Origin of the sequence: Curtobacterium herbarum (assembly GCF_016907335.1) — a bacterium.
Lineage (GTDB): Bacteria > Actinomycetota > Actinomycetes > Actinomycetales > Microbacteriaceae > Curtobacterium > Curtobacterium herbarum.
Window position 1 is genome coordinate 2,416,748 of record NZ_JAFBBT010000001.1, and the last position, 21,229, is coordinate 2,437,976.

Annotated in this window: 19 protein-coding genes; 5 read left to right on the forward strand and 14 right to left on the reverse strand. The window is 71.0% G+C overall.

Going from position 1 to position 21,229, the window contains the following annotated elements; genetic code table 11:
- Positions 1–6: 6 nt before the first annotated feature.
- The 6 genes from JOD51_RS11495 to rplU all read right to left on the reverse strand — a co-directional run bounded on the left by JOD51_RS11495 (position 7) and on the right by rplU (position 4,612).
- On the reverse strand, positions 7–207 hold the full coding sequence (locus JOD51_RS11495; protein WP_110903974.1) for a hypothetical protein: 201 nt from the start codon (positions 205–207) through the stop codon (positions 7–9).
- Positions 208–248: 41 nt separating this feature from the next.
- Positions 249–1,529: a glutamate-5-semialdehyde dehydrogenase gene (locus tag JOD51_RS11500; RefSeq protein WP_204608541.1), complete on the reverse strand. Its 1,281-nt coding sequence runs from the start codon at positions 1,527–1,529 to the stop codon at positions 249–251.
- A gap of 68 nt (positions 1,530–1,597) precedes the next feature.
- Complete coding sequence (gene proB, locus JOD51_RS11505) at positions 1,598–2,398, reverse strand: glutamate 5-kinase (protein WP_259557884.1); 801 nt, start codon at positions 2,396–2,398, stop codon at positions 1,598–1,600.
- A gap of 5 nt (positions 2,399–2,403) precedes the next feature.
- Positions 2,404–3,951: a GTPase ObgE gene (gene obgE, locus JOD51_RS11510; RefSeq protein WP_204608544.1), complete on the reverse strand. Its 1,548-nt coding sequence runs from the start codon at positions 3,949–3,951 to the stop codon at positions 2,404–2,406.
- An 86-nt stretch (positions 3,952–4,037) separates the two neighbouring features.
- Positions 4,038–4,289 (reverse strand): 50S ribosomal protein L27, encoded by a 252-nt coding sequence (gene rpmA, locus JOD51_RS11515; RefSeq protein ID WP_110903977.1) that lies wholly within the window; start codon positions 4,287–4,289, stop codon positions 4,038–4,040.
- A 14-nt stretch (positions 4,290–4,303) separates the two neighbouring features.
- Positions 4,304–4,612, reverse strand: coding sequence for a 50S ribosomal protein L21 (gene rplU / locus JOD51_RS11520; RefSeq protein ID WP_204608547.1), 309 nt, complete (start codon positions 4,610–4,612; stop codon positions 4,304–4,306).
- Positions 4,613–4,788: 176 nt separating this feature from the next.
- On the opposite strand from rplU, the gene JOD51_RS11525 reads away from it, so the two are divergent.
- The gene (locus JOD51_RS11525) at positions 4,789–5,076 is read left to right on the forward strand and encodes a DUF4031 domain-containing protein (protein WP_204608549.1); all 288 of its coding nucleotides are present in this window, start codon (positions 4,789–4,791) and stop codon (positions 5,074–5,076) included.
- Between the two features lie 82 nt (positions 5,077–5,158).
- Here JOD51_RS11525 and JOD51_RS11530 read toward each other — a convergent pair whose 3' ends face one another.
- Both JOD51_RS11530 and JOD51_RS11535 read right to left on the reverse strand, forming a co-directional pair.
- Positions 5,159–5,638 (reverse strand): hypothetical protein, encoded by a 480-nt coding sequence (locus tag JOD51_RS11530; protein ID WP_204608552.1) that lies wholly within the window; start codon positions 5,636–5,638, stop codon positions 5,159–5,161.
- Positions 5,639–5,804: 166 nt separating this feature from the next.
- A complete protein-coding gene (locus JOD51_RS11535; RefSeq protein WP_204608554.1) occupies positions 5,805–8,954 on the reverse strand; it encodes an Rne/Rng family ribonuclease in 3,150 nt (1,049 codons plus the stop codon).
- A 327-nt stretch (positions 8,955–9,281) separates the two neighbouring features.
- Here JOD51_RS11535 and JOD51_RS11540 point away from each other — a divergent pair, with 327 nt between their 5' ends.
- Both JOD51_RS11540 and JOD51_RS11545 read left to right on the forward strand, forming a co-directional pair.
- On the forward strand, positions 9,282–9,887 hold the full coding sequence (locus tag JOD51_RS11540; RefSeq protein ID WP_204608557.1) for a vitamin K epoxide reductase family protein: 606 nt from the start codon (positions 9,282–9,284) through the stop codon (positions 9,885–9,887).
- A 114-nt stretch (positions 9,888–10,001) separates the two neighbouring features.
- A complete protein-coding gene (locus tag JOD51_RS11545; protein WP_204608560.1) occupies positions 10,002–10,868 on the forward strand; it encodes a DsbA family protein in 867 nt (288 codons plus the stop codon).
- A 100-nt stretch (positions 10,869–10,968) separates the two neighbouring features.
- Here JOD51_RS11545 and ndk read toward each other — a convergent pair whose 3' ends face one another.
- The 4 genes from ndk to ileS are packed head-to-tail and all read right to left on the reverse strand — an operon-like array spanning position 10,969 to position 16,605.
- Positions 10,969–11,388, reverse strand: a complete 420-nt coding sequence (ndk, locus tag JOD51_RS11550; RefSeq protein ID WP_307839465.1) for a nucleoside-diphosphate kinase — start codon at positions 11,386–11,388, stop codon at positions 10,969–10,971.
- 35 nt (positions 11,389–11,423) lie between these two features.
- Entirely contained in the window at positions 11,424–11,840 is a 417-nt protein-coding gene (locus JOD51_RS11555) for a DUF4233 domain-containing protein (protein WP_204608566.1), read from the reverse strand.
- Complete coding sequence (locus tag JOD51_RS11560; protein WP_204608569.1) at positions 11,837–13,309, reverse strand: bifunctional folylpolyglutamate synthase/dihydrofolate synthase; 1,473 nt, start codon at positions 13,307–13,309, stop codon at positions 11,837–11,839. Before JOD51_RS11560 ends, JOD51_RS11555 begins: the two co-directional genes overlap by 4 nt.
- Positions 13,306–16,605 (reverse strand): isoleucine--tRNA ligase, encoded by a 3,300-nt coding sequence (ileS, locus tag JOD51_RS11565; protein ID WP_204608572.1) that lies wholly within the window; start codon positions 16,603–16,605, stop codon positions 13,306–13,308. Before ileS ends, JOD51_RS11560 begins: the two co-directional genes overlap by 4 nt.
- Positions 16,606–16,859: 254 nt before the next feature.
- Between ileS and JOD51_RS11570 the strand changes: the two genes are divergently transcribed.
- Positions 16,860–17,933, forward strand: coding sequence for a cation diffusion facilitator family transporter (locus JOD51_RS11570; RefSeq protein ID WP_204608575.1), 1,074 nt, complete (start codon positions 16,860–16,862; stop codon positions 17,931–17,933).
- 34 nt (positions 17,934–17,967) lie between these two features.
- Here JOD51_RS11570 and JOD51_RS11575 read toward each other — a convergent pair whose 3' ends face one another.
- Complete coding sequence (locus tag JOD51_RS11575; protein WP_204608579.1) at positions 17,968–18,840, reverse strand: hypothetical protein; 873 nt, start codon at positions 18,838–18,840, stop codon at positions 17,968–17,970.
- 72 nt (positions 18,841–18,912) lie between these two features.
- Positions 18,913–19,512 carry an acyl-CoA-like ligand-binding transcription factor gene (locus JOD51_RS11580; protein WP_204608582.1) on the reverse strand — a complete coding sequence of 200 codons (600 nt, stop codon included), beginning with the start codon at positions 19,510–19,512 and terminating at the stop codon, positions 18,913–18,915.
- A gap of 31 nt (positions 19,513–19,543) precedes the next feature.
- On the opposite strand from JOD51_RS11580, the gene JOD51_RS11585 reads away from it, so the two are divergent.
- Entirely contained in the window at positions 19,544–21,193 is a 1,650-nt protein-coding gene (locus JOD51_RS11585) for an ABC transporter substrate-binding protein (protein WP_204608584.1), read from the forward strand.
- The last annotated feature ends 36 nt before the right edge of the window (positions 21,194–21,229 follow it).

Below are 21,229 nucleotides of genomic sequence, written 5' to 3' on the forward strand. Positions count from 1 at the left end.
GGCGGATCAGATCTTCGAGTGGCCGAACTCGTCCACACCGGTCTCGTGCTGCCGGGTGGCCTGGAACTTGTGCGAGTGACGGTAGGCGACGTCGCGGAAGCTCCACGTGACGAAGCCCAGGAGGGTGAAGACGCAGGCCGCGACGATCGGGAAGACGATCGCAGGGACGCCGGCCGCGTGTTCTGCGGCCTCAGCGAGGAGTGACATCTGGCAGGGCTCCGATCGATCGAGGAAGACTCCGGACCATCCTAGCCGCGGATGTGTCCCTGCCCGCGCACGAGCCACTTGGTGCTCGTGAGTTCGGGCAGCCCCATCGGGCCCCGCGCGTGCAGCTTCTGCGTGGAGATGCCGACCTCGGCGCCGAACCCGAACTCCCCGCCGTCGGTGAAGCGCGTCGACGCGTTCACCATCACCACGGCGGAGTCGACGCCGGCCAGGAAGTGCTCGGCCGTGTCGACGTCGTTCGTGACGATCGACTCGGTGTGGTGGGTCGACCACCGGGCGATGTGCGCCATCGCCGCGTCGACGTCCGGCACGACCCGGATCGACAGGTCGAGGTCCATCGACTCGGTCGCCCAGTCGGCCTCGGTCGCCCGCAGCACCCCGGGGACGATGGTTCGGGTGGCGTCATCGCCCCGCAGGGTCACCCCGGCGGCGCGGAGACGGTCCGCCAGCACCGGCAGGAGGCGCTCGGCCGCCCGCTCGTGCACGAGCAGCGTCTCGAGGGCGTTGCACACGCTCGGCCGCTGGACCTTGCTGTTGAGGACGATGTCCACGGCACGGTCGATCGGTGCGGACTCGTCGAGGAAGACGTGCACGACGCCGGCACCGGTCTCGATGACGGGAACCTGCGACTCGGTGACGACGGTCTGGATGAGCGAGGCGCTGCCCCGCGGGATGAGCACGTCGACCAGGCCGCGGGCACGCATGAGCTCGGTCGCCCCGGCCCGTCCGAGCGGGTCGATCGTCTGCACGAGCTCCCGCGGCAGTCCGACCGAGGCGATGGCGTCCTGGATCCGCCGGACGAGCACCGCGTTGGTGCGCTGTGCCGCCGACCCGCCGCGGAGGACCACCGCGTTGCCGGACTTCAGCGCCAGCGCGGCGATGTCGACCGTCACGTTCGGGCGTGCCTCGTAGATGGCCCCGACGACGCCGAACGGCACCCGGACCTGCGCCAGCTGCAGCCCGTTCGGCAGCACCGAGCCGCGGACGTGCTCCCCCACCGGGTCGGTCAGACCGACGACGTGCTCGACGGCGTCCGCGAGCGCGTCCACCCGGTCGACGTCGAGCCGCAACCGGTCGATCAGACCCGAGCTGAGCCCGCTGTCCTCGCCGGCCACCAGGTCCTCGTGGTTCGCGGTGACGATCTCCGCCGTGCCGGCGCGCAGCTCGAGGGCGATCGCCCGCAGGGCGGCGTCCTTGACGGCCGTCGTCGTGGTCGCCAGCACCGTCGCGGCGGCCCGGGCAGCCGTCAGCGTGTCGACGAGGGGCATGGCCGCGGAGGCCTGCGCGGGAGCGGTGAGCGACATGACCCGATCCTAGGTCAGCGGTGCGTGTCGGACGGGAGGCGTGCCTCCCGTCCGCCCGGCAGCCACCGTCAGGTGCGTGGTGCGGCCCGGAACCAGGTGCCGACGTGCTCGCCGCCGAGCGCGCGCTCGACGAGCGCGGTCGCCGTGACGAGCACGGACGTGCCGGCCTCGGCCGCGAGGCGGGCGGCCGCGACCTTGGTGCCCGCTCCCCCTGTCCCGACGCCGGCTGCGCCGATCGACCCGAAGGTCACACCGGCGAGCTCGTCGCCGAAGGGGACCTCGTCGATGCGGGTGGCGCCGGGCTGCTCCGGCGGCTTCGTGTAGAGGGCCTCGACGTCGGACAGCAACACCAGGGCGTCCGCCTCGACCTGTCGGGCGACGAGCGCCGCGAGCCGGTCGTTGTCGCCGAAGCGGATCTCGTGGGTGGCGACCGTGTCGTTCTCGTTGACGATCGGCAGCACCCGGAGTTCCAGCAGCCGGTTCATCGCCCGCCGGGCGTTCACCCGGTGCGTCGGGTTCTGCAGGTCGCCCGCGGTGAGCAGCACCTGCGCCGCGGTCACGCCGTGCCGGTCGAGCTCCTTCTGGTACCGGAAGACCAGCACGGCCTGCCCGGTCGCCGCGGCGGCCTGCTGGGTGGCGAGATCCTCCGGACGACCCTCGAGGCCCAGGAACGGGAACCCGGTGGCGATCGCGCCGGAGGACACCAGCACGACCTCGGTGCCGCGTCGGTAGGCGCCGACCAGCGCGTCGACGAGCGGGCCGATCTGCGCCGCGTTGTCGCCGCTCACGGAGGACGAGCCGACCTTGACCACGATCCGGCGGGCGCGCGGGATGTCCGCGCGCTCCACGACGGTGTTCGGCCCGACCACGGCGCTCAGTCGCGCTCGGGCGTCGTCTGCTCGACCGCGTCGGACCCGGCGGTGTCGTCGTCCGCCCACAGACCGGCGACGCGCTCCTGCTCGAGCTCGGCACGGGCTGCGGCCTTGGCGTCCATCCGCTCGAAGTAATCCGATCGACGCTCGTTGCGCGTCGGACGGGCGTTGAGGTCGAGTCGGGAGTCCGTGCCGCGCGCGCTCGTGATGAGTTCCGCGGTGGAGGTCAGGGTCGGCTCCCAGTCGAAGATCATGCCGCCCTCGCCACCGATGACGACGGTGGACCCGGCGACGGCACCGGCCTTGAACAGACCGTCCTCGACCCCGAGCTTGGCGAGCCGGTCGGCCAGGTAGCCGATCGCCTCTTCGTTGGTGAAGTCGGTCTGCTGCACCCAGCGCTCCGGCTTGCCACCGCGGACGCGGTAGAAGCGGTGCTCCTCGCCGCCCTCGGCACGCACCGTGAAGGGCTTCTCGTCGACGGCCTTCGGGCGGAGCACGATGCGCTCGACGGCGGGCTCGGCGGCACGGGCTGCGCGGGCCGTCTCGACCACGTCGGCCAGTGCGAAGGTGAGCTCACGCAGACCCTGGTGCGACGCGGTGGAGATCGGGAACACGCGGTAGCCGCGGGACTCGAACTCGGCGGTCACGAAGGCCGCGAGCTCGGCGGCGTCCGGCACGTCGATCTTGTTGAGGGCGATGAGCTGCGGGCGGTCGAGCAGTGGGACCTGGCCCTCGGGGACCGGGTACTGCTCGAGTTCGTGGAGGATCACGTCGAGGTCGCTGATCGGGTCGCGACCACCGTCGAGCGTGGCGCAGTCGATCACGTGCAGCAGGGCTTCGCAGCGCTCGACGTGGCGGAGGAACTCGAGGCCGAGCCCCTTGCCCTCGGACGCACCCTCGATCAGACCGGGGACGTCGGCGACGGTGAACCGCGTGCTGCCGGACTCGACGACGCCGAGGTTCGGGGTCAGCGTGGTGAACGGGTAGTCGGCGATCTTCGGCTTCGCGGCCGAGACGGCGGCGATCAGCGAGGACTTGCCGGCGCTCGGGTAGCCGACCAGGGCGATGTCGGCGATGGTCTTCAGCTCGAGGCTGACGTCCCCGCTCCACCCGTCGGTACCGAGGAGCGCGAAGCCGGGGGCCTTGCGCTTCGTCGTCGCGAGCGCGGCGTTGCCGAGGCCACCCTGGCCGCCGGGACCGACGACGACGCGGATGCCCGGCTCGGTGAGGTCCGCGAGCACGTCGCCGTTCTCGTCGTAGACGACGGTGCCGACGGGCACGGGCAGCTCGAGCGTGTCGCCGCTCACACCGCTGCGGTGGTCGCCCATGCCGGGCTGGCCGTTGCGGCTGGAGCGGTGCGGCGACCGGTGGTAGCCGAGGAGCGTGGTGACCTGCGGGTCGGAGACGAGCACGATGTCGCCGCCGTCACCGCCGTTGCCGCCGTCGGGGCCCGCGAGGGGCTTGAACTTCTCGCGACGGACGGACACACAGCCGTTGCCGCCGTTGCCTGCTGAGAGGTGCAGCGTCACGCGGTCGACGAACGTCGCCATGGGTCACTCCTGTTGTGGTGTTCGGGAAAAGCAAGGGAGGAGCAGGCGCGTGGCCTGCCCCTCCCGGTGAAGCTCGTCGTCAGCGACTACGCGTTGACGATGTTGATGACCTTGCGGCCACCCTTGGTACCGAACTCGACCGCACCGGCCGAGAGGGCGAACAGCGTGTCGTCGCCACCGCGGCCGACGTTGGCGCCCGGGTGGAAGTGCGTTCCGCGCTGGCGGATGATGATCTCACCGGCGTTGACGACCTCGCCACCGAAGCGCTTCACGCCGAGGCGCTGAGCGTTCGAGTCGCGACCGTTGCGAGTGGAACTCGCACCCTTCTTGTGTGCCATGTCTGTGCTCCCGCCTATGCGATCTTGGTGACCTTGACGCGCGTGAGGTCCGCGCGGAAGCCCTGGCGCTTCTTGTAACCGGTCTTGTTCTTGAACTTCTGGATGACGACCTTCGGGCCGCGGAGGTCGGCCAGGACCTCGGCGGTGACCGTCACGTTCGCGAGCTCGGACGCGGCGGAGGTGATCTTGTCCCCGTCCACGAGGAGCACCGGCGCGAGGTCGATGTTGCCATTGTCGTCGGCCTTGATGCGGTCGATGGTGAGGATCGAGCCGACCTCGACCTTCTCCTGACGGCCGCCGGCGCGCACTACTGCGTAAACCACGTGGAATCCTTACGTAACTCTGCTTGAGGGAAGTCTCGGGTGCCCACTTCTGCGCGAGCGTCCTGAGTGACCCCGGGACGATCGGCGACGCAGGCAGAACGGCCCGCTGACACCAGGGATCGAGAATACTCGATCCGACCAGGCGGGTCAAACGCCGACACGCGTACGATCGAGGGATGACCGTGTTGATCGATCCCCCGGCCTGGCCCGCGCACGACACGCTCTGGTCACACCTGGTCAGTGACTCATCCTACGACGAACTGCACGCCTTCGCCGACCGGGCGGGGATCTCGCGGCGTGCGTTCGACCACGACCACTACGACGTGCCGCAGGACCGGTACGCCGAACTGGTGGCCACCGGGGCCTCGGCCGTGACCGGGCGGGAACTGGTGCTGCGCCTCATCGCCAGCGGCCTGCGGGTCCCGCAGCGCGACAAGCGGACGGCTGCCCGGACGGACGGCTGACCGCCGCCGACGCGACGGACGGAACGGTCGCCGCCGACACCCGGACCGGCGTGTCGCACGCCGTCGTCGGGCTGGCCGGAGCTCAGCGCGGATGCCGTCCGAGCCACAGCCACGCGGCCGTCGCCGAGCCGACGAGCATCAGGGTCATCGGCAGCCCGAGCTGCAACGGCGTGGTGACGACGTGGACGAGCAGTCCGCCGAGCCCCTGCCCCGCGTTCCCCTGTCGGACGGCGTCGTACGTCCCGCTGACGATGCCGACCAGGGCGAGTGCCACCGTGCCCGCTGCGCCCGCCAGGACGGCGCGCAGGAGCACGACGGGCAGCGGTGTGCGCGGGACCACGGGCACCAGGAACGTCAGCGCCAGGAAGGCCGCCAGGTAGTAGGGGACGCGTGCGACGAAGACGGTCTGCACGAAGGCGTCGACGAGGCTCGTGCCGCCGTGGCTCCGGAACGGCCCGACGATCGTGCTCGTGCCGAGCAGACCGATCAGGCCGGCCGTGAACTCGATCAACACGACGCTGACCACCGCGAGGGCGGCACCGGTCGTGGCCAGGGTCGACACCCCGGGCACCACGACGGGCGTGCGGCCCGCGCCGGACCCGGTCGGGCCGTGTCCGGACGTGCCCGGCTGGGGCACCGCGCGCGGCGGCACCGCACCCCAGCCGGCTCCGGGCTGGTCGCGACCCGGAACCGGGCCACGACCAGCCGGACGTTGCTCGTCCGTCACATCACTGCCCGAGGATGACGGTGCCGTCGCCCTCGGTGGGCGTCGGGTCCGCCGGGGCGCTGATGCTGCCCGAGGAGACGCGACGCGACCGCGCACGCCCCTGACCGGGCTGCTTCGGCTCCGGCAGCGCCTGCAGCACCGAGTCCAGGAGGGACTCGGCCGCTTCCTCGCTCACCCGACGCGGTTCGCGCTTGGCGACCCCGACCGGGATGTCCAGGATGGCGACGGTGGTGTCGGCCGGCGTGACCGTGGCCGACGAGCTGGCCCGACGTCGACCGGCGGGGCGCTCCTTCGGCGCTGCGTCGGCGGCGTGCTGCTCCACGACGGGAGCGGCCTGCGCCGGTGCGGACTCCGACCGTGCGGACCGGGTGTGCACACCGGTCGTCGTGGCCGGGAGCACCGCCTCCGGAGCGGGCGTCTCGAGCGGCGCGTGCTGCCGGTCAGCGGACGCCCTCTGCGCACCCGTCGACGGCTGCTGCGCGGCGTTCGACGACTGCTGGGCATCGTTCGACCCCTGCTGCGCGTCGCTCGACGCCTGCTGCGCATCACCGGCACGGCTGCCGCGCCGACGACGACGCTTCGAACCACCGGTCGACTCGCTGGGTGCCTCGGCCGCCGGGGCGACCGGCGAGGTCGGAGAGGTGGCCGTGACCGGCGCGACGGCCCCGGCGATGCCGGTGACCGGCACGTCGGACTCCTCGTGCGGGATCGTCGACGCGGCGATCCGGGACAGCGCGTGCTTCACGTCGTCGGTGATCTGGTGCGCCTGCGACGACTTCGGCTCGGCCGCGGGGGCGTTGCCGTTCGTGCCGCCGTTGCCGTTGCCACCGCGGGGCTTGCGACGGCCCTTGGTCGGGCCGGGGTCGGCGTTGTTGTCGTTGACCTTGGCGTTGACCTCGTCGAGCGACTCGCGCAGGCCGACACCGATCTTCTTGCGGGTCATCTGCACGAGACCGAGCGAGGTGACCTCGGCCACCTGGTGCTTGGTCCGGTCGCGGCTCAGGCACTCCATGAGACGGCGGAGCACGAGGTCCCGGTTCTCCTCGAGCACCATGTCGATGAAGTCGACGACGATGATGCCGCCGATGTCGCGCAGACGCAGCTGCCGGACGAGCTCCTCGGCGGCCTCGAGGTTGTTCTTCGTGACCGTCTCCTCGAGGTTGCCCCCGGAGCCGACGAACTTGCCGGTGTTCACGTCGACGACCGTCATGGCCTCGGTGCGGTCGATCACGAGCGAGCCACCGGAGGGCAGCCAGACCTTGCGGTCGAGCGCCTTCTCGATCTGCTCGTTGATCCGGTGCTCCTCGAACGAGTCCGGGCCCTGGTAGAGCTCGACCCGGTCCTTGAGGTCCGGCGCGACGGCCGACAGGTACTCGTCGATCGTCTCGCGGGCGGACTCGCCGTCGATGATGAGCTTGGTGAAGTCCTCGTTGAAGACGTCACGGACGATCTTGACGAGCAGGTCGGGCTCCGAGTGCAGCATGACCGGGGCCTGGCCGCTCTGGACCTTCTTCTCGATGGCCTCCCACTGGCTGGTGAGGCGCTGCACGTCGCGGGTCAGCTGGTCCTCGGTGGCGCCCTCGGCCGCGGTGCGCACGATGACGCCCGCGTGCTCGGGGAGGACCTCCTTGAGGATCTTCTTGAGGCGGGCACGCTCGGTGTCCGGCAGCTTGCGGGAGATCCCGTTCATCGAGCCGTTCGGCACGTAGACCAGGTAGCGGCCCGGCAGGGACACCTGGCTGGTCAGACGGGCACCCTTGTGGCCGACCGGGTCCTTCGTGACCTGCACGAGGACCTTGTCGCCCGGCTTCAGCGCGGCCTCGATGCGGCGGCCGTGGCTGGTGTCGACGGAGTTCCAGTCGACCTCGCCGGCGTACAGGACGGCGTTGCGCCCGCGACCGATGTCGACGAAGGCGGCCTCCATCGACGGCAGGACGTTCTGCACCTTGCCGAGGTAGACGTTGCCGATCAGCGACACGTTCTGCGACTTCGTGACGTAGTGCTCGGCGAGGACGTTGTCCTCGAGCACGCCGATCTCGATGGTCGAGGAGCTCGAGCGAACGATCATCTGGCGGTCGACGCTCTCGCGGCGGGCGAGGAACTCGTCCTCGGTCACGACCTGGCGGCGGCGTCCGGCGTCACGGCCGTCACGGCGGCGCTGCTTCTTCGCCTCGAGCCGCGTGGAGCCCTTGATGCGCTGCGGCTCGGTGATGAGCTCCGGCTCGCGCCGGCGCGGTTCGGCCTGCTCGCGGTCGCTGCTGCTCCCCCGGCGGCGGGTGCGGCGACGGCTGCCGCCCTGCTCCTCGCGGTCCTCGTCGTCCCAGCGGTCGGCTCGGTCGGAACGCTCGACCCGGTCGGTGCGCTCGTCGCGCTCCGGACGGTCGTCCCGGTCATCGCGGTCGTCGCGGTCGAACCGGTCCGAACGGTCGTACCGGTCGCTCCGACCAGACCGGGAGCCACGGCCGGAACGCTCGTTCCGGTCAGCACGGTCGTACCGGTCGCCGCGGTCACGGTCGTGGTCGTGGTCGCGCTCGGGGCGGGCGGGCAGCTCCGGCAGGACCGGGGCGTGGAAGATCAGGCTGAGCGTGCTGGTCGCCTTCGGGACGAACGGCTCGGCGGGTGCCGGTGCGGTCGGCTCCTCCGGACGGGAGGCCCGTCCCGCGTCCGACGCGTCGGTCACGTCCGTCGTCGGTGCGGCGTCCGTGGCCTCGGCCGGCGTGGCCTCGCCCTGGTCCGCGCCCTGGTCGATGACCGGGATGTCGCCCGTCAGGGTGCTGACGTCCTCCGGCGCGGTGCCCGCGCCCGAGGTGGTGTCGACGACGACCTCCACGGTCGCGGCGTCGACCGACGTCGACTCGGCCGGGGTTGCCTCGACGTCCGCCTCGGCCGTGTCGGTGACGTCCGCGGTGTCCGTCACGTCGGCGCCGTCGGAGGCGTCGAGCGCCTCGGCGACGTCGACCGCGTCCGCGGTCGGAGTGGGGGCCACGTCGGCCGCGTCCGAGCCGACCGTCTCGACGGCGTCGGTCGACGTGTCGGACGGGTCACGGGCCTCCAGGCCGCCGGACCGGGCGCGACGGCCGCCGAACAGGCGGGTCCGGCGCTTCGGCGCGTCGTCGGTGTTCTGGTTCTGGTTCTCGTTCTGCTCCACCATGGACTGGTGCACTCCTCGACCCCGCACTCACCCGCGAGGGTGGCGGGAACTCTCTCGTATCGGTGCGGGCGGCGACTCCGCCCCCGCGCTCGCTGCTGTCAGTGACCGATCGGCTTCTCGTCCGCGCCCGGTCGTCGTGGGCACCCGGCTCACGGCGGCTCGGCGTCGGAGGTGACGCGTCGTCCGGTCACGGTGCTCTGTCACAACACCATCACGTCCGGGCGGTGGCCCGGCAAGTTCTCGTCGTCACCCGGATCGGCCGGGTGACGCACCCATCATCGCACGCGGTCACGGAGAACGTCGGGAGGCCCGTGCGAAGATGACGCCGTGAGTTCGACGACTACTGCTCCCCGCCGTCCGGTCGCCGTCGCGATCCTGCTGATCGTGACGGGCGCCGTCGGGCTCTTCGCCGCCTTCAACCTGGTGCTGGACGAGTTCGCGAAGTACGAGAACCCGAAGAAGGTGCTGACGTGCGACGTCAGCCCGTTCGTGAACTGCTCGAACGTGATGGCCAGTGCGCAGGGACATCTGTTCGGCTTCCCCAACCCACTGCTCGGGCTCATGGGGTTCGTCGCTCCCATCGCCGTCGGGGTCGTGTTGCTGGCGGGCTTCCGCGGCACGAAGTGGTTCTGGACACTGTTCAACTCCGGACTCTTCCTGGCCTGGGTCTTCGTCACCTGGCTCTTCACGCAGACCGTCTGGTTCATCGGGTACCTGTGCCCCTGGTGCATGCTCGTCTGGGCGATGACCATCCCACTCTTCTGGCTGTTCACGATCTGGAACCTCGCGAAGGGCAACCTGCCGTTCGGCGCCCGGGCACGTCGGGTCGGCCGCGCGCTCCTGCCGTTCTGCTGGGCCTTCCCGCTCGCGAACTACCTGTTCATCGCCGTGGTGATCTTGGTCGAGTTCCCGAACGTCCTGACAACGCTCTGACCGCTCGGCAGCAACACGGCAGGGTCACGTCGCGGTGACGTGTCACCTGATTCCTGGGGTCTTCCCAGCGCAGCGACCCGGTCCCGGCGGTCGGAGCCGTTACGCTCGATCCCGATGAGCGACAACGAGAGCAAGAAGGCGCGCCGCAACGCCGCGCGCGAGCGTGCCCGCGAGGCCCGCCAGAAGGAGCAGGCCCGCCGACGTCGGAACAAGACGTTCCTGATCAGCGGCATCATCGTCGGCGCCCTGGCGGTCGTGGCGATCGTCGTGCTCGTGGTCGCGAACTCGATCCAGCCCGTCGGGCCCGGACCGAAGAACATGGCGAGCGACGGCATCCTGCTCACGGGCAAGAGCGGCAAGATCGTCCCCGTCGAGACGAAGGCCATCCCCGAGGGCGGCAAGCCGACAGCGACGAAGCAGGACGACTCGGTCGCGAACATCACCCTGTACGAGGACTACATGTGCCCCGTCTGCAACCAGTTCGAGACCGGCAACATGACCCAGATCAAGCAGTGGGTCAAGGACGGCACCGCCACCCTCGAGGTACACCCCTTCAACCTGCTCGACCGTTCCTCGCTCGGCTCCAAGTACTCCACTCGTGCCGCTGCGGCAGCCGCCTGTGTCGCGAACTACGACCCCGACGCCTTCCTCGACGTCAACACCGCCTTCTACGCGAACCAGCCGTCGGAGAACACCCGCGGTCTGACGAACGACAAGCTCGCCGACATCGCGAAGAAGGCCGGCGCGACGAACGCGAAGGTGCAGTCGTGCATCACCGACCAGAAGTTCGCCGGTTGGGTCGCTGACGCCACGAACCGCGTCCTGACCCAGCCGCTCGCCAACTCCGACGTCCCCAAGCTCACGGGCACGCCCACGGTGATCGTGAACGGCAAGCAGTACAACGCCGACAACACCACCGCGTGGAGTGACACCAGCTCCTTCGCCACGTTCGTCGAGCAGCACGGCGGCTCGAGCAAGTAGCCACCGGCCAAGGAGCCACCGGCGCAACGAGGAAGGCCCCCGCACTCGAGAGTGCGGGGGCCTTCCTCGTCGCGGCTCGGCTCAGCCGGAGCAGCTCGGCTCAGGCGAACCAGAGACCGAGCTCACGCGTGGCGGACTCGGTGGAGTCGGAGCCGTGCACCAGGTTCTGCTGGACCTTGAGGCCCCAGTCGCGACCCAGGTCACCACGGATCGTGCCCGGCGCAGCCGAGGTCGGGTCGGTGGTGCCGGCGAGCGAGCGGAACCCGGCGATGACGCCGTTGCCCGCAACACGGACGGCGACGACCGGACCGGACTGCATGAACTCGACGAGCGGCTCGAAGAACGGCTTGCCCTGGTGCTCCTCGTAGTGGCTGTCGAGCAGGTCGCGCGGCGCGGTCAGCATCTTCAGGTCGACGATCTCGTAGCCCTTGGCCTCGATCCGGCGGAGGATCTCACCGGTGAGCTGGCGGGCGACGCCGTCGGGCTTGACGAGGACGAGGGTCTCTTCGAGTTCGGACACAGCGGGACTCCCTGCGGTTCGGGGGTGGTGGTGGGTCATTCCTCGCCGAGTGCGGCTCGGCGGGCGGCGTTCTGGCGGTCGAGCTGACCGCCCTTGACGAAGCAGAACACCCACAGCGCCAGGAACACCACGCCCACCGCGACCATGAAGGGCTCGATGAACCCGGTGGCGAGGATGGCCGCCTGCAGCAGCCATCCGAACCATACACCGGCGCGGGAACCGGTCAGGCGGGACGCCAGGGCCAGGATCACGATCGCCGCGATCCCACCCCCGAAGGCCAGCCCGGCCGGCAGGGTGTGCTTGCCGAAGACGACGAGCATCGGGAAGAAGAACATGATCGCCTCGAGCACCAGGGTGATCGACAGCAGGCTCTCGCGGGCCCCGCGGTCGCGACGCGGACGGCGCGTCCGGGGTGCGCGCGGCGGCCGGGAGGCCCGTCCCGCGTCCGTCACTTCGTCCCGCCTTCCCGGTGCACGAGTTCCATCACGGCGCCGACCATGACGATCGAGCCGGCGACCAGGACCATCGCGTCCTCGGCGTCGGCGTCGTCGGCCAGGTCTCGGGCCTCCTGCAGGGCCCCGGCGAGCGACGGCTCGACGACGACCCGGTCGTTGCCGACCTCGTCGACGACGACCCGGGCGAACTCGTCGGCGTCGAGCGCCCGCTCCCCCGGCGGCTGCGTCACCACGAACGTCGCGACGGTGTCCTTCAGGGCGCGGACGAATCCGCGGGCGTCCTTGTCGCGGAGGATCCCGACGACGCCCACGACGTGGTCGGAGGGGAACGCCACCGGCAGCGCGTCGGCCAGGGCCTTCGCGCCGTGCGGGTTGTGCGCCGCGTCGACCACGACGGTCGGCCCGGTCGCGATCGGCTGCAGCCGACCCGGGCTCGTGGCGTTCGCGAGCCCTTCGCTGAGGACGTCCTCGTCGAGCGCCTGGCTGCCCCGACCGAGGAACGACTCGACCGCGGCGATCGCGACGGCCGCGTTGTGGGCCTGGTGGGCGCCGAACAGCGGCACGAACAGGTCGTCGTAGGTGCCGGCGATGCCCTGCACGCTGACGAGCTGCCCGCCGACGGCCGGGGTGTCGCTGGTGACCCCGAACGCCGTTCCCTCGACCGCGAGGGTCGACTCGGTGAGTTCGGCGGCCCGCTCGAGTTCGGCGAGGGCCTCGGGCGTCTGCGCGCTCGACACCACCGACGAGGACGGCTTCACGATGCCCGACTTCGTGCGCGCGATCTCGGCGACGGTGTTGCCGAGCTGCTTCGCGTGGTCGATGGCGATCGGGGTGAAGACCTGCACCTGGCTCTGCACGACGTTGGTGGAGTCCCACTCGCCGCCCATGCCGACCTCGATCACGGCGACGTCGACCGGTGCCTCGGCGAAGCACGCCAGGGCCAGGACGGTCAGCGCCTCGAAGAACGTCAGCGGCAGCTCGCCCTTCGCGGTGAGCTCGGCGTCGGTGATCTCGAGGATCGGGGTGATGTCGTCCCAGTTCTCGACGAAGCGGCTCGGCTCGATGGGCTCGCCGTCGATGACGATGCGTTCCCGGATGGACACCAGGTGCGGGCTCGTCATCAGGCCGGTGCGCAGGCCGTGGGCGCGGACGATGCTCTCGGTCATCCGGGCCGTGGACGTCTTGCCGTTCGTGCCCGTGATGTGGATGACCGGGTACGCCAGGTGCGGGTCGCCGAGGAGCTCGACGGCACGGCGGGTCGCGGTCAGCCGGCGTTCCGGTGCCTGCTCGCCGACCCGGGCGTACAGGGCGGCCTCGACGCGCTGGACCTCGTCGTCGTCACCGCCGTAGGGCAGGGCGTCGCCGGGCGCGGTGTCGCCGGCCGGGCCGACCGGGATCTCGATGCCGTCGGGGGCGATGTCGTCCGTGTCGTCGTCGTGCGCGTCGTACTCGTTGCTCTCGCTCATGCGCGTGCCACCTCCACGGACACCTTCGCGTCGTCGCCGACCTCGGTCGCGGAGTCGTCCGCGGCGAAGTCGGTCGCGACGACGTCGATCGTCGTCGCCAGGGTCTCCCCGGCGATCAGCTGGTCGTGCGCCCGGACCGCGTCGGCGGCGGCGGTCGAGACCCGGAGCGTCAGGGTGATGCGGTCGCCGACGTCGAGTCCGGCGTCACGGCGGGCCTGCTGCACGGCGCGGACGACGTCGCGGGCCAGGCCCTCGGCCTCGAGCTCCGGCGTCGTGACGGTGTCGAGGACGACGAAGCCGCCGCCGTCGAGGAACGCCACGGCCGTCGCGGCGTCCGCCACGGTCAGGTCGAGCGTGTACTCGCCCTCGACCAGGTCGATGCCGCCGACGGTGACGCCGGTGTCGGTCGCCACCCAGTCGCCCTTCTTGGCGGCCGGGATCACCTGCTGCACGGCCTTGCCGATGCGCGGGCCGGCGGCACGGGCGTTGACGGTGAGCTTCCGCTCGATGCCGTACTGCGCCAACGACTCCTCGGCCTGCTCCTCGAGCACCACCCGCTTCACGTTGAGCTCGTCGCGGAGGATGTCCGCGAACGGCTCGACGGCGGCGGGGTCCGGCACGACGAGCGTCAGGGTCGCCAACGGCAGGCGGACCCGCTTGCCGGTCGACTTCCGGAGCGCGAGGCCCTTCGACGCGACCTCCCGCACCCGGTCCATCGCCTGGACGAGGGCGTCGTCCGCCGGGAACTCGGCGGCGTCCGGCCAGTCGGTCAGGTGCACGCTGCGGTCGCCGGTCAGGCCCTTCCAGACCTCCTCTGTGACGAGCGGCGCCAGCGGCGCCGCCACCCGGGCGAGTGTCTCGAGGACCGTGAACAGCGTGTCGAACGCGGCACGGGCCTCCGGGGCGGACTGCGCACCGGCCCAGAACTTGTCGCGGGATCGGCGGACGTACCAGTTGGTGAGCACGTCGGCGAAGTCGCGGACAGCCTGGGCGGCCAGCGGGGTGTCGAGCGCGTCGAGGTGCGTCGTGACGTCGGCGACGAGCACCCGGGTCTTGGCGAGCAGGTACCGGTCGAGTACGTCGGTGCTGTCCGTGCGGCGCGACGCCTGGTAGCCGTCGGCCCCGGACGCGTTCGAGTACAGCGTGAAGAAGTAGTACGTCGACCAGAACGGCAGCAGGAACTCACGGACGCCCTGGCGGATCCCCTCCTCGGTGACGACGAGGTTGCCGCCGCGGATCACCGACGAGGACATCAGGAACCAGCGCATCGCGTCGGCGCCGTCGCGGTCGAAGACCTCGGAGACGTCCGGGTAGTTCCGCAGGCTCTTCGACATCTTCTGGCCGTCGGAGCCCAGCACGATGCCGTGGCTGATGACGTTCGTGAACGCCGGACGGTCGAACAGCGCCGTCGACAGCACGTGCATGACGTAGAACCAGCCACGCGTCTGCCCGATGTACTCGACGATGAAGTCGGCCGGGCTGTGGCTGTCGAACCACTCGGCGTTCTCGAACGGGTAGTGCACCTGGGCGTACGGCATCGACCCGGAGTCGAACCAGACGTCGAACACGTCGGTGATCCGGCGCATCGTCGAGTTCCCCGTGGGGTCGTCGGGGTTCGGGCGCGTCAGGTCGTCGATGAACGGCCGGTGCAGGTCGACCTGCCCCTCGGCGTTCAGCGGCAGGCGGCCGAAGTCGCGCTCGATCTCCTCGAGCGACCCGTAGACGTCCTGGCGCGGGTACGCCGGGTCGTCGGACTGCCACACCGGGATCGGCGTGCCGAAGTACCGGTTGCGGGAGACCGACCAGTCGATGGCGTTCCCGACCCACTTGCCGAACTGGCCGTCCTTCACGTTGTCCGGCACCCAGGTGATGTCCTGGTTCAGCTCGCCCATGCGGTCGCGGATCTCGGTGACGCGGACGAACCACGACGAGACGGCCTTGTAGATGAGGGGCTTGCGGCAGCGCCAGCAGTGCGGGTAGCTGTGCTCGTAGGACGCCTGGCGGAGCAGTCGTCCGGCGTCGCGCACGGCCTTCGTCAGCGGCTTGTTCGCGTCCGACCAGAGCATGCCGGCGACCTCGCCGAACTGGGACGTGAACACCCCGCCGTCGTCGAGCGAGAGCACCACGGGGATGCCCGCGGCCGCGCAGACCTCCTGGTCGTCGGCACCGTAGGCCGGGGCCTGGTGGACGATGCCGGTGCCCTCACCGGTCTCGACGTACTCGGCGACCAGGATCGTCCAGGCGTTCTCCATGCCCTCGGTCTCCGCCAGGAAGTCGAACAGGCGCTCGTAGGTGACGCCGTCGAGCTCCCGGCCCGCGATCGTGCGGGTGACGGCCTCGACTGCTGCCTCGGCGGACTCGTACCCGAGGTCCTTCGCGTGCGCGGCCACCGTGTCGGCGGCGAGCAGGTAGTGGGCGGGCAGAGTCGAGTCGGAACCGGCGCTACCACCGTCCGCCGCGCCTCCCGGCCCGGCCGGCACGACCGCGTAGGCGATCTCCGGACCGACCGCGAGCGCGGCGTTCGTCGGCAGCGTCCACGGCGTCGTCGTCCAGGCGAGGGCGCGGACGCCGGTCAGGCCGAGCGCGTCCGCACGGGCACCCGTCAGCGGGAACGCGACCGTGACGGACTGGTCCTGACGCATCTTGTAGACGTCGTCGTCCATGCGCAGCTCGTGGTTCGACAGCGGGGTCTGGTCGTTCCAGCAGTACGGCAGGACGCGGAAGCCCTCGTACGCCAGGCCCTTGTCCCACAGGCTCTTCCACGCCCAGAGGACGCTCTCCATGAAGGTGACGTCGAGGGTCTTGTAGTCGTCCTCGAAGTCGACCCAGCGCGCCTGCCGGGTGACGTACTGCTGCCACTCGTCGGTGTACTGCAGCACGGACTTCCGGGCGGCCGCGTTGAAGACGTCGATGCCCATGGCGTCGATCTCGTGCTTCTCGGTGATGCCGAGCTGGCGCATCGCCTCGAGTTCGGCGGGCAGGCCGTGCGTGTCCCAGCCGAAGCGGCGGTGCACCTGCTTGCCGCGCATGGTCTGGTAGCGCGGGAAGACGTCCTTGGCGTAGCCGGTCAGCAGGTGCCCGTAGTGCGGCAGGCCGTTGGCGAACGGCGGGCCGTCGTAGAAGGTCCACTCGTCGGCGCCCTCGCGCTGCGCGATCGAGGCGCGGAACGTGTCGTCGCCCTTCCAGAAGGCGAGGATGCCGTCCTCGACCGCGGGGAAGGACGGGGACGGGGAGACACCGTCCGCACCGTTCGACGACGGGTCGTTCGCGGGATCGCGGTTCAGGGGGTAACGCACCGGATGGCTCCTGGAGGTCGGTGGAACTGGACCACGAGGACGGAGCCTGCGCTCCGCGGTACCACCTCGCTTGCCTCGGACCGGCGCGACCGCCTGTTCGTGACCACTCTGCGTCGGGGATGGTGACGGTCCCGAACCCGTCCGGTTCTACTGACGGCCCCCGTCGGGTGCCGCGTTCTTCCGGATGACTCCCCGGTGATGGCCGGATCGATGCCTGTGGTACCCGAGTCTACCGGACGGAGCATGCTGGAGCGATGCCCTCGTCGACGTCATCCGAGGCTCCGGAGACCACTCCGGACGCCTCGTCCTCCAGCTCGGACCAGAAGCCGGAGTCCCTGCTCACCGTCCTCATCGCGTTCGGCGCGAACCTGCTCGTCGCGATCGCGAAGTCCGTCGCCGCGATGCTCACCGGATCGGCCTCGATGGTGGCCGAGGCCGCGCACTCGTGGGCCGACACCGGCAACGAGGTCTTCCTGCTCATCGCGGAACGCCGGGGCGCCCGGAAGCGCGACGTCCGACACCCGCTCGGCTACGGCCGCGAGACCTACATCTGGTCGATGTTCGCCGCGTTCGGGCTCTTCACCGCCGGCGCGATCGTGTCGATCTACCACGGCATCACCGAGCTCGGCGACACCGGACCGGCCGAGGACGTCATGCTCAACTACATCGTGCTCGGGGTGTCGTTCCTGCTCGAGGGCACGAGCTTCCTGCAGGCGTTCCGCCAGGCGCACGGTGCGGCGACGAAGCGCCGGGTGCCGGTCCTCCGGCACGTGCTGCAGTCGTCGAACCCGACGCTCCGTGCGGTCTTCGCCGAGGACGCCGCCGCGCTCGTCGGCCTGGTGATCGCGTTCCTCGGCGTCTTCCTGCACCAGGTCACCGGACTGGCCGTGTTCGACGCCATCGGGTCGATCGCGGTCGGCCTGCTGCTCGGTGTCGTCGCGATCGTGTTGATCGACCGCAACCGCCGGTTCCTGCTCGGCGAGGCCACCTCGCCGGAGCTCGAGGACGCGGTGCTCGTCGAGCTGCTCGCCCGCGACCAGGTCGAGAGCGTCAGCTACCTGCACCTGGAGTTCGTCGGGCCGTCGCGGGTCTACCTGGTGGCCGCGGTCGACCTGGTCGGCAACGACACCGAGGAGCACGTCGCCGGTCGGCTCCGGAGGATCGAGCAGTCGCTCGAGGACAGCCAGTACGTCGAGGAGGCCGTGCTCACGTTGTCCGTGCCGGGTGCGGCCGTGCTCGTGCCGACGGGGAACGACATCCCCGAGGTCGTCAAGGACGGGACCGTCGAGGACGTCGCGTCCGGCGGGGCCGGGACGCTCCGGGGCTGACCGGTGCGGGCGGGCGTGTGCCCGCCCGCACCGGTCAGCAGTCGGCGTCGGTGAACTCGAGGTCGACGGTCTTGTCCGACCCCGTGAAGACGTAGGAGTACCGCATCGCGATGTCCTCCTCGAGGATGTCCCGCGTCGCCGGCGTCGAGCAGAGGTTCGACAGCACCGAGCTGCGGATCGCCCGCTCGGAGATCGCGGTCGGGTCGGCGGCGACGCTGTAGCGGTAGTGGATCGCGTCGTCCTCGGCGTCGACCCCGGTCCACGTGGTGATCGAGTCGACCTGCTTCGGGAAGGTCGTCTGCTCGGTGATCTTCTTGACGCCCTCGTCGACGAGCTCCTGCTTCGACGGGCCACCGAACGAGGACAGGCCCCAGCGCACCAGGGCGCCCGCGACGAGGAACGCCACGATGCCGACGACGGCCACCAGGACCCGACGGCCGCGGTGGGGCTGCGGGCGACCGCCGTACGCTGCGGCTCCGCCGGGCTGCACCATCGGCGCGCCGGCACCCTGCCACGGCTGCTGGCCCCCGGGACCGGCGGGGTCCTGCGGGGGCTGCCCACCGAACTGGGGCGGCTGCTGGGCGCCGTACTGCGGGGGCTGCTGGGGCTGCTGAGCGCCGTACTGGCCGGGCTGTGCCGGGAACTGCGGTGCCTGGCCCGGGACCTGGGGTGCCTGCGACGGGAACTGGGGTGCCTGGCCGGGGAACTGCGGTGCCTGGCCGGCCGGGTACTGCGGCGGCTGCTGCGGCGGCGGCTGCTGCGCCGGGTACTCCGGCGCCGGTGCAGCAGCGTCCTGCGGCGCCTGCGCCGGGTACTGCGGCGCCGGCGTGGCGTCGCCCTCGTGACGCTCCGGGTCGGGGCCACCCGCTGCGGACGACGACGGCTGCTGATCGGGTGTGTCGGACACGGTTCCCCCTGGATTCGGTGCCCGTCCCCCTCGGACGGCGCATCCAGAACCTACCAGCGGAGCGGCCCCGGGTCAGCGCGCGTCGAGCCCCGCCACGACTGGCGTCAACGCGGCGCCGACGTACTCGACGAGCGGACGCCGACCGACGCCGTCCGTCACCCAGACCCCGAACGCCGCAGCCGCCGCACCGAGCATCGAGCCCGCCACGGTCTGCGGCCAGAGCGACCCCGGGTGCTCACCGGTCCGTCCGGCCACGAAGGACGCGACGGCCTGGTGCTGCGCGGTGACCCGGGTGGCGACGCTCGCGACGAGTTCGGCGCCGACGTCCATCACCTCGGCCTGTGCGATCGCCCACGGCACCCGGTCCGGGTCGTGGGCGCGGGCGGCGGCGAGCAGGGCGTCCTCGACCGCGCGGACGGCGCTCGATTCGGTGGAGGTCGCCAGGTGCTGCGGCAGGTCGGCCACGGCGGCGTCCAGGTCGAGCCACATGACGTCCGACTTCGCGGCGAAGTAGTTGAAGAAGGTGGCGCGACTGACCCCGGCCCGGGCGGCGATGTGGTCGACCGTGGTCTTCGTGTAGCCCTGCTCGAGGAAGAGCTCGGCAGCGGCGTCCGCGAGCACCTCGGCGCTCGATCGGCGCGGTCGACCGCCTCGTCGGGTGGGTGCGTCCATGCCCTCAGTAAACCGCTAGACTCGTCGAGCCATGATCTTGGACCCAGTACAGAAAACCCCGGCGCTGCGGCGCATCGTGACCGGCGTCGCCAGCGCGGCCACGGTCCTCCTGGCCGTCGCCGCCTGCTCCGGCGGTGGCGCCCCCGGCGACAGCAGCACCCCGGTGCGCGGCGGCACGCTGACGTACGCGTCCGGTGACGCCGAACCGACCTGCCTGGACCCGCACGTCGGCGGCAACTACCCGCAGGCGCTCCTGGCGACGCAGTACGTCGAGGAGCTGGTCGGGCTCCACGACGGCGAGCCGACGCCCGAGCTCGCCACGAAGTGGACCACGAGCAACGACGGCAAGACGCTCACCTTCACGCTCCGCGACGACGTGACGTTCACCGACGGCACCCCGTTCGACGCCGCCGCCGTCGTGGCGAACATCGAGCACGTGCAGGACCCGGCGACCGCGTCGAGCACCGGGTACCTCGCACTGCAGTCGATCACGAAGGCCTCGGCCACCGACGACCGCACGGTCACCCTGTCGCTGAGCCGCCCGGACGCCGCGCTGCTCGAGTCGTTCTCGCAGCCCTGGGTCGGCATGGAGTCGCCGAAGGCCCTGCAGCGCAAGCAGGCCACGAACTGCGAGTCCCCCGTCGGCACCGGCCCGTTCCGGGTCACCGACTGGAAGCACGGTGACCGCGTCACCCTGACGAAGAACGCCGACTACACACCGCTCGGCGGCTCGACCACGAAGCCCCGGCTCGACGGGCTGACCTGGCGCTTCCTGCCGGACTCGACCTCCCGCTACGCGGCGCTGCAGTCCGGGCAGGTCGACGTCATCGACAACGCGCAGCCCGACCAGCTCCGGGCAGCGTCGTCGAAGGCCGCCATCCGCGACCTCGACGCACCCCGCCCCGGCGCGTCGAACCGGCTCGAGCTGAACTCCGGGCACGGGGTGTTCCAGGACGAGTCCGTCCGCAAGGCCTTCATCGCCGCGGCCGAGATCGACCCCGGACTCAAGTCGCTCTTCCTCGGCACCGCGAAGCGCTCGTACTCGGTGCTGTCGAGCGTCGAGCCGACGTCGTACTCGGACGAGGCGCTCTTCGGGTACGACCCGTCGGAGGCCGAGCGTCTGCTCGACGCAGCGGGCTGGAAGGAGAACGGCGACGGCGTCCGCGAGAAGGACGGCAAGCCCCTCACCGTCACGTTCCCGGTCTCGACGAACCAGTCCGTGCCGGCCGAGCGCAGCCTGTTCCAGCAGATCCAGGCCTCCGAGGCGAAGGTCGGCATCTCGGTCAAGCTCGAGGAACTCGACCTGTCCAGCTGGTACGCCGCCCTGGCGAAGAACCAGTACGACGTCGTGAGTGCGCCGTACACGAAGGTCGGCCCGGACGTCCTGCGCATCCTCTACGACTCCGCGTCGATCACGCCGGCACCGTCCGGGTACTTCGCGAACCTCGCCCAGCTCGACGACCCGGCGCTCGACCGGTTGCTCGAACGGGCGGCGCAGACCGCGGACTCGGCCGAGCGCGCCGACCTGGTCGAACAGGCACAGAAGACGATCCTCGAGAGCCGGACCGTCCTGCCGCTCTACGACCAGCAGAACCACTTCCTGTACCGCTCGGCCGTGCACGGCATCTCGACCACGTCGGTGTCGACGCCGTGGTTCGGGACCGCCTGGCTGGCCCGCTGACCGACCGGTGGCACACAGATCGGTGGCGCGCAGTCC

What these genes read in the sequence shown, in the direction of transcription:
- JOD51_RS11495 (WP_110903974.1), bottom strand. Translation starts at nt 207, where the DNA reads ATGTCACTCCTCGCTGAGGCCGCAGAACACGCGGCCGGCGTCCCTGCG.
- JOD51_RS11500 (WP_204608541.1), bottom strand. Translation starts at nt 1,529, where the DNA reads ATGTCGCTCACCGCTCCCGCGCAGGCCTCCGCGGCCATGCCCCTCGTC.
- obgE (WP_204608544.1), bottom strand. Translation starts at nt 3,951, where the DNA reads ATGGCGACGTTCGTCGACCGCGTGACGCTGCACCTCTCAGCAGGCAAC.
- rpmA (WP_110903977.1), bottom strand. Translation starts at nt 4,289, where the DNA reads ATGGCACACAAGAAGGGTGCGAGTTCCACTCGCAACGGTCGCGACTCG.
- JOD51_RS11525 (WP_204608549.1), top strand. Translation starts at nt 4,789, where the DNA reads ATGACCGTGTTGATCGATCCCCCGGCCTGGCCCGCGCACGACACGCTC.
- JOD51_RS11535 (WP_204608554.1), bottom strand. Translation starts at nt 8,954, where the DNA reads ATGGTGGAGCAGAACGAGAACCAGAACCAGAACACCGACGACGCGCCG.
- JOD51_RS11545 (WP_204608560.1), top strand. Translation starts at nt 10,002, where the DNA reads ATGAGCGACAACGAGAGCAAGAAGGCGCGCCGCAACGCCGCGCGCGAG.
- JOD51_RS11560 (WP_204608569.1), bottom strand. Translation starts at nt 13,309, where the DNA reads ATGAGCGAGAGCAACGAGTACGACGCGCACGACGACGACACGGACGAC.
- JOD51_RS11570 (WP_204608575.1), top strand. Translation starts at nt 16,860, where the DNA reads ATGCCCTCGTCGACGTCATCCGAGGCTCCGGAGACCACTCCGGACGCC.
- JOD51_RS11580 (WP_204608582.1), bottom strand. Translation starts at nt 19,512, where the DNA reads ATGGACGCACCCACCCGACGAGGCGGTCGACCGCGCCGATCGAGCGCC.
- JOD51_RS11585 (WP_204608584.1), top strand. Translation starts at nt 19,544, where the DNA reads ATGATCTTGGACCCAGTACAGAAAACCCCGGCGCTGCGGCGCATCGTG.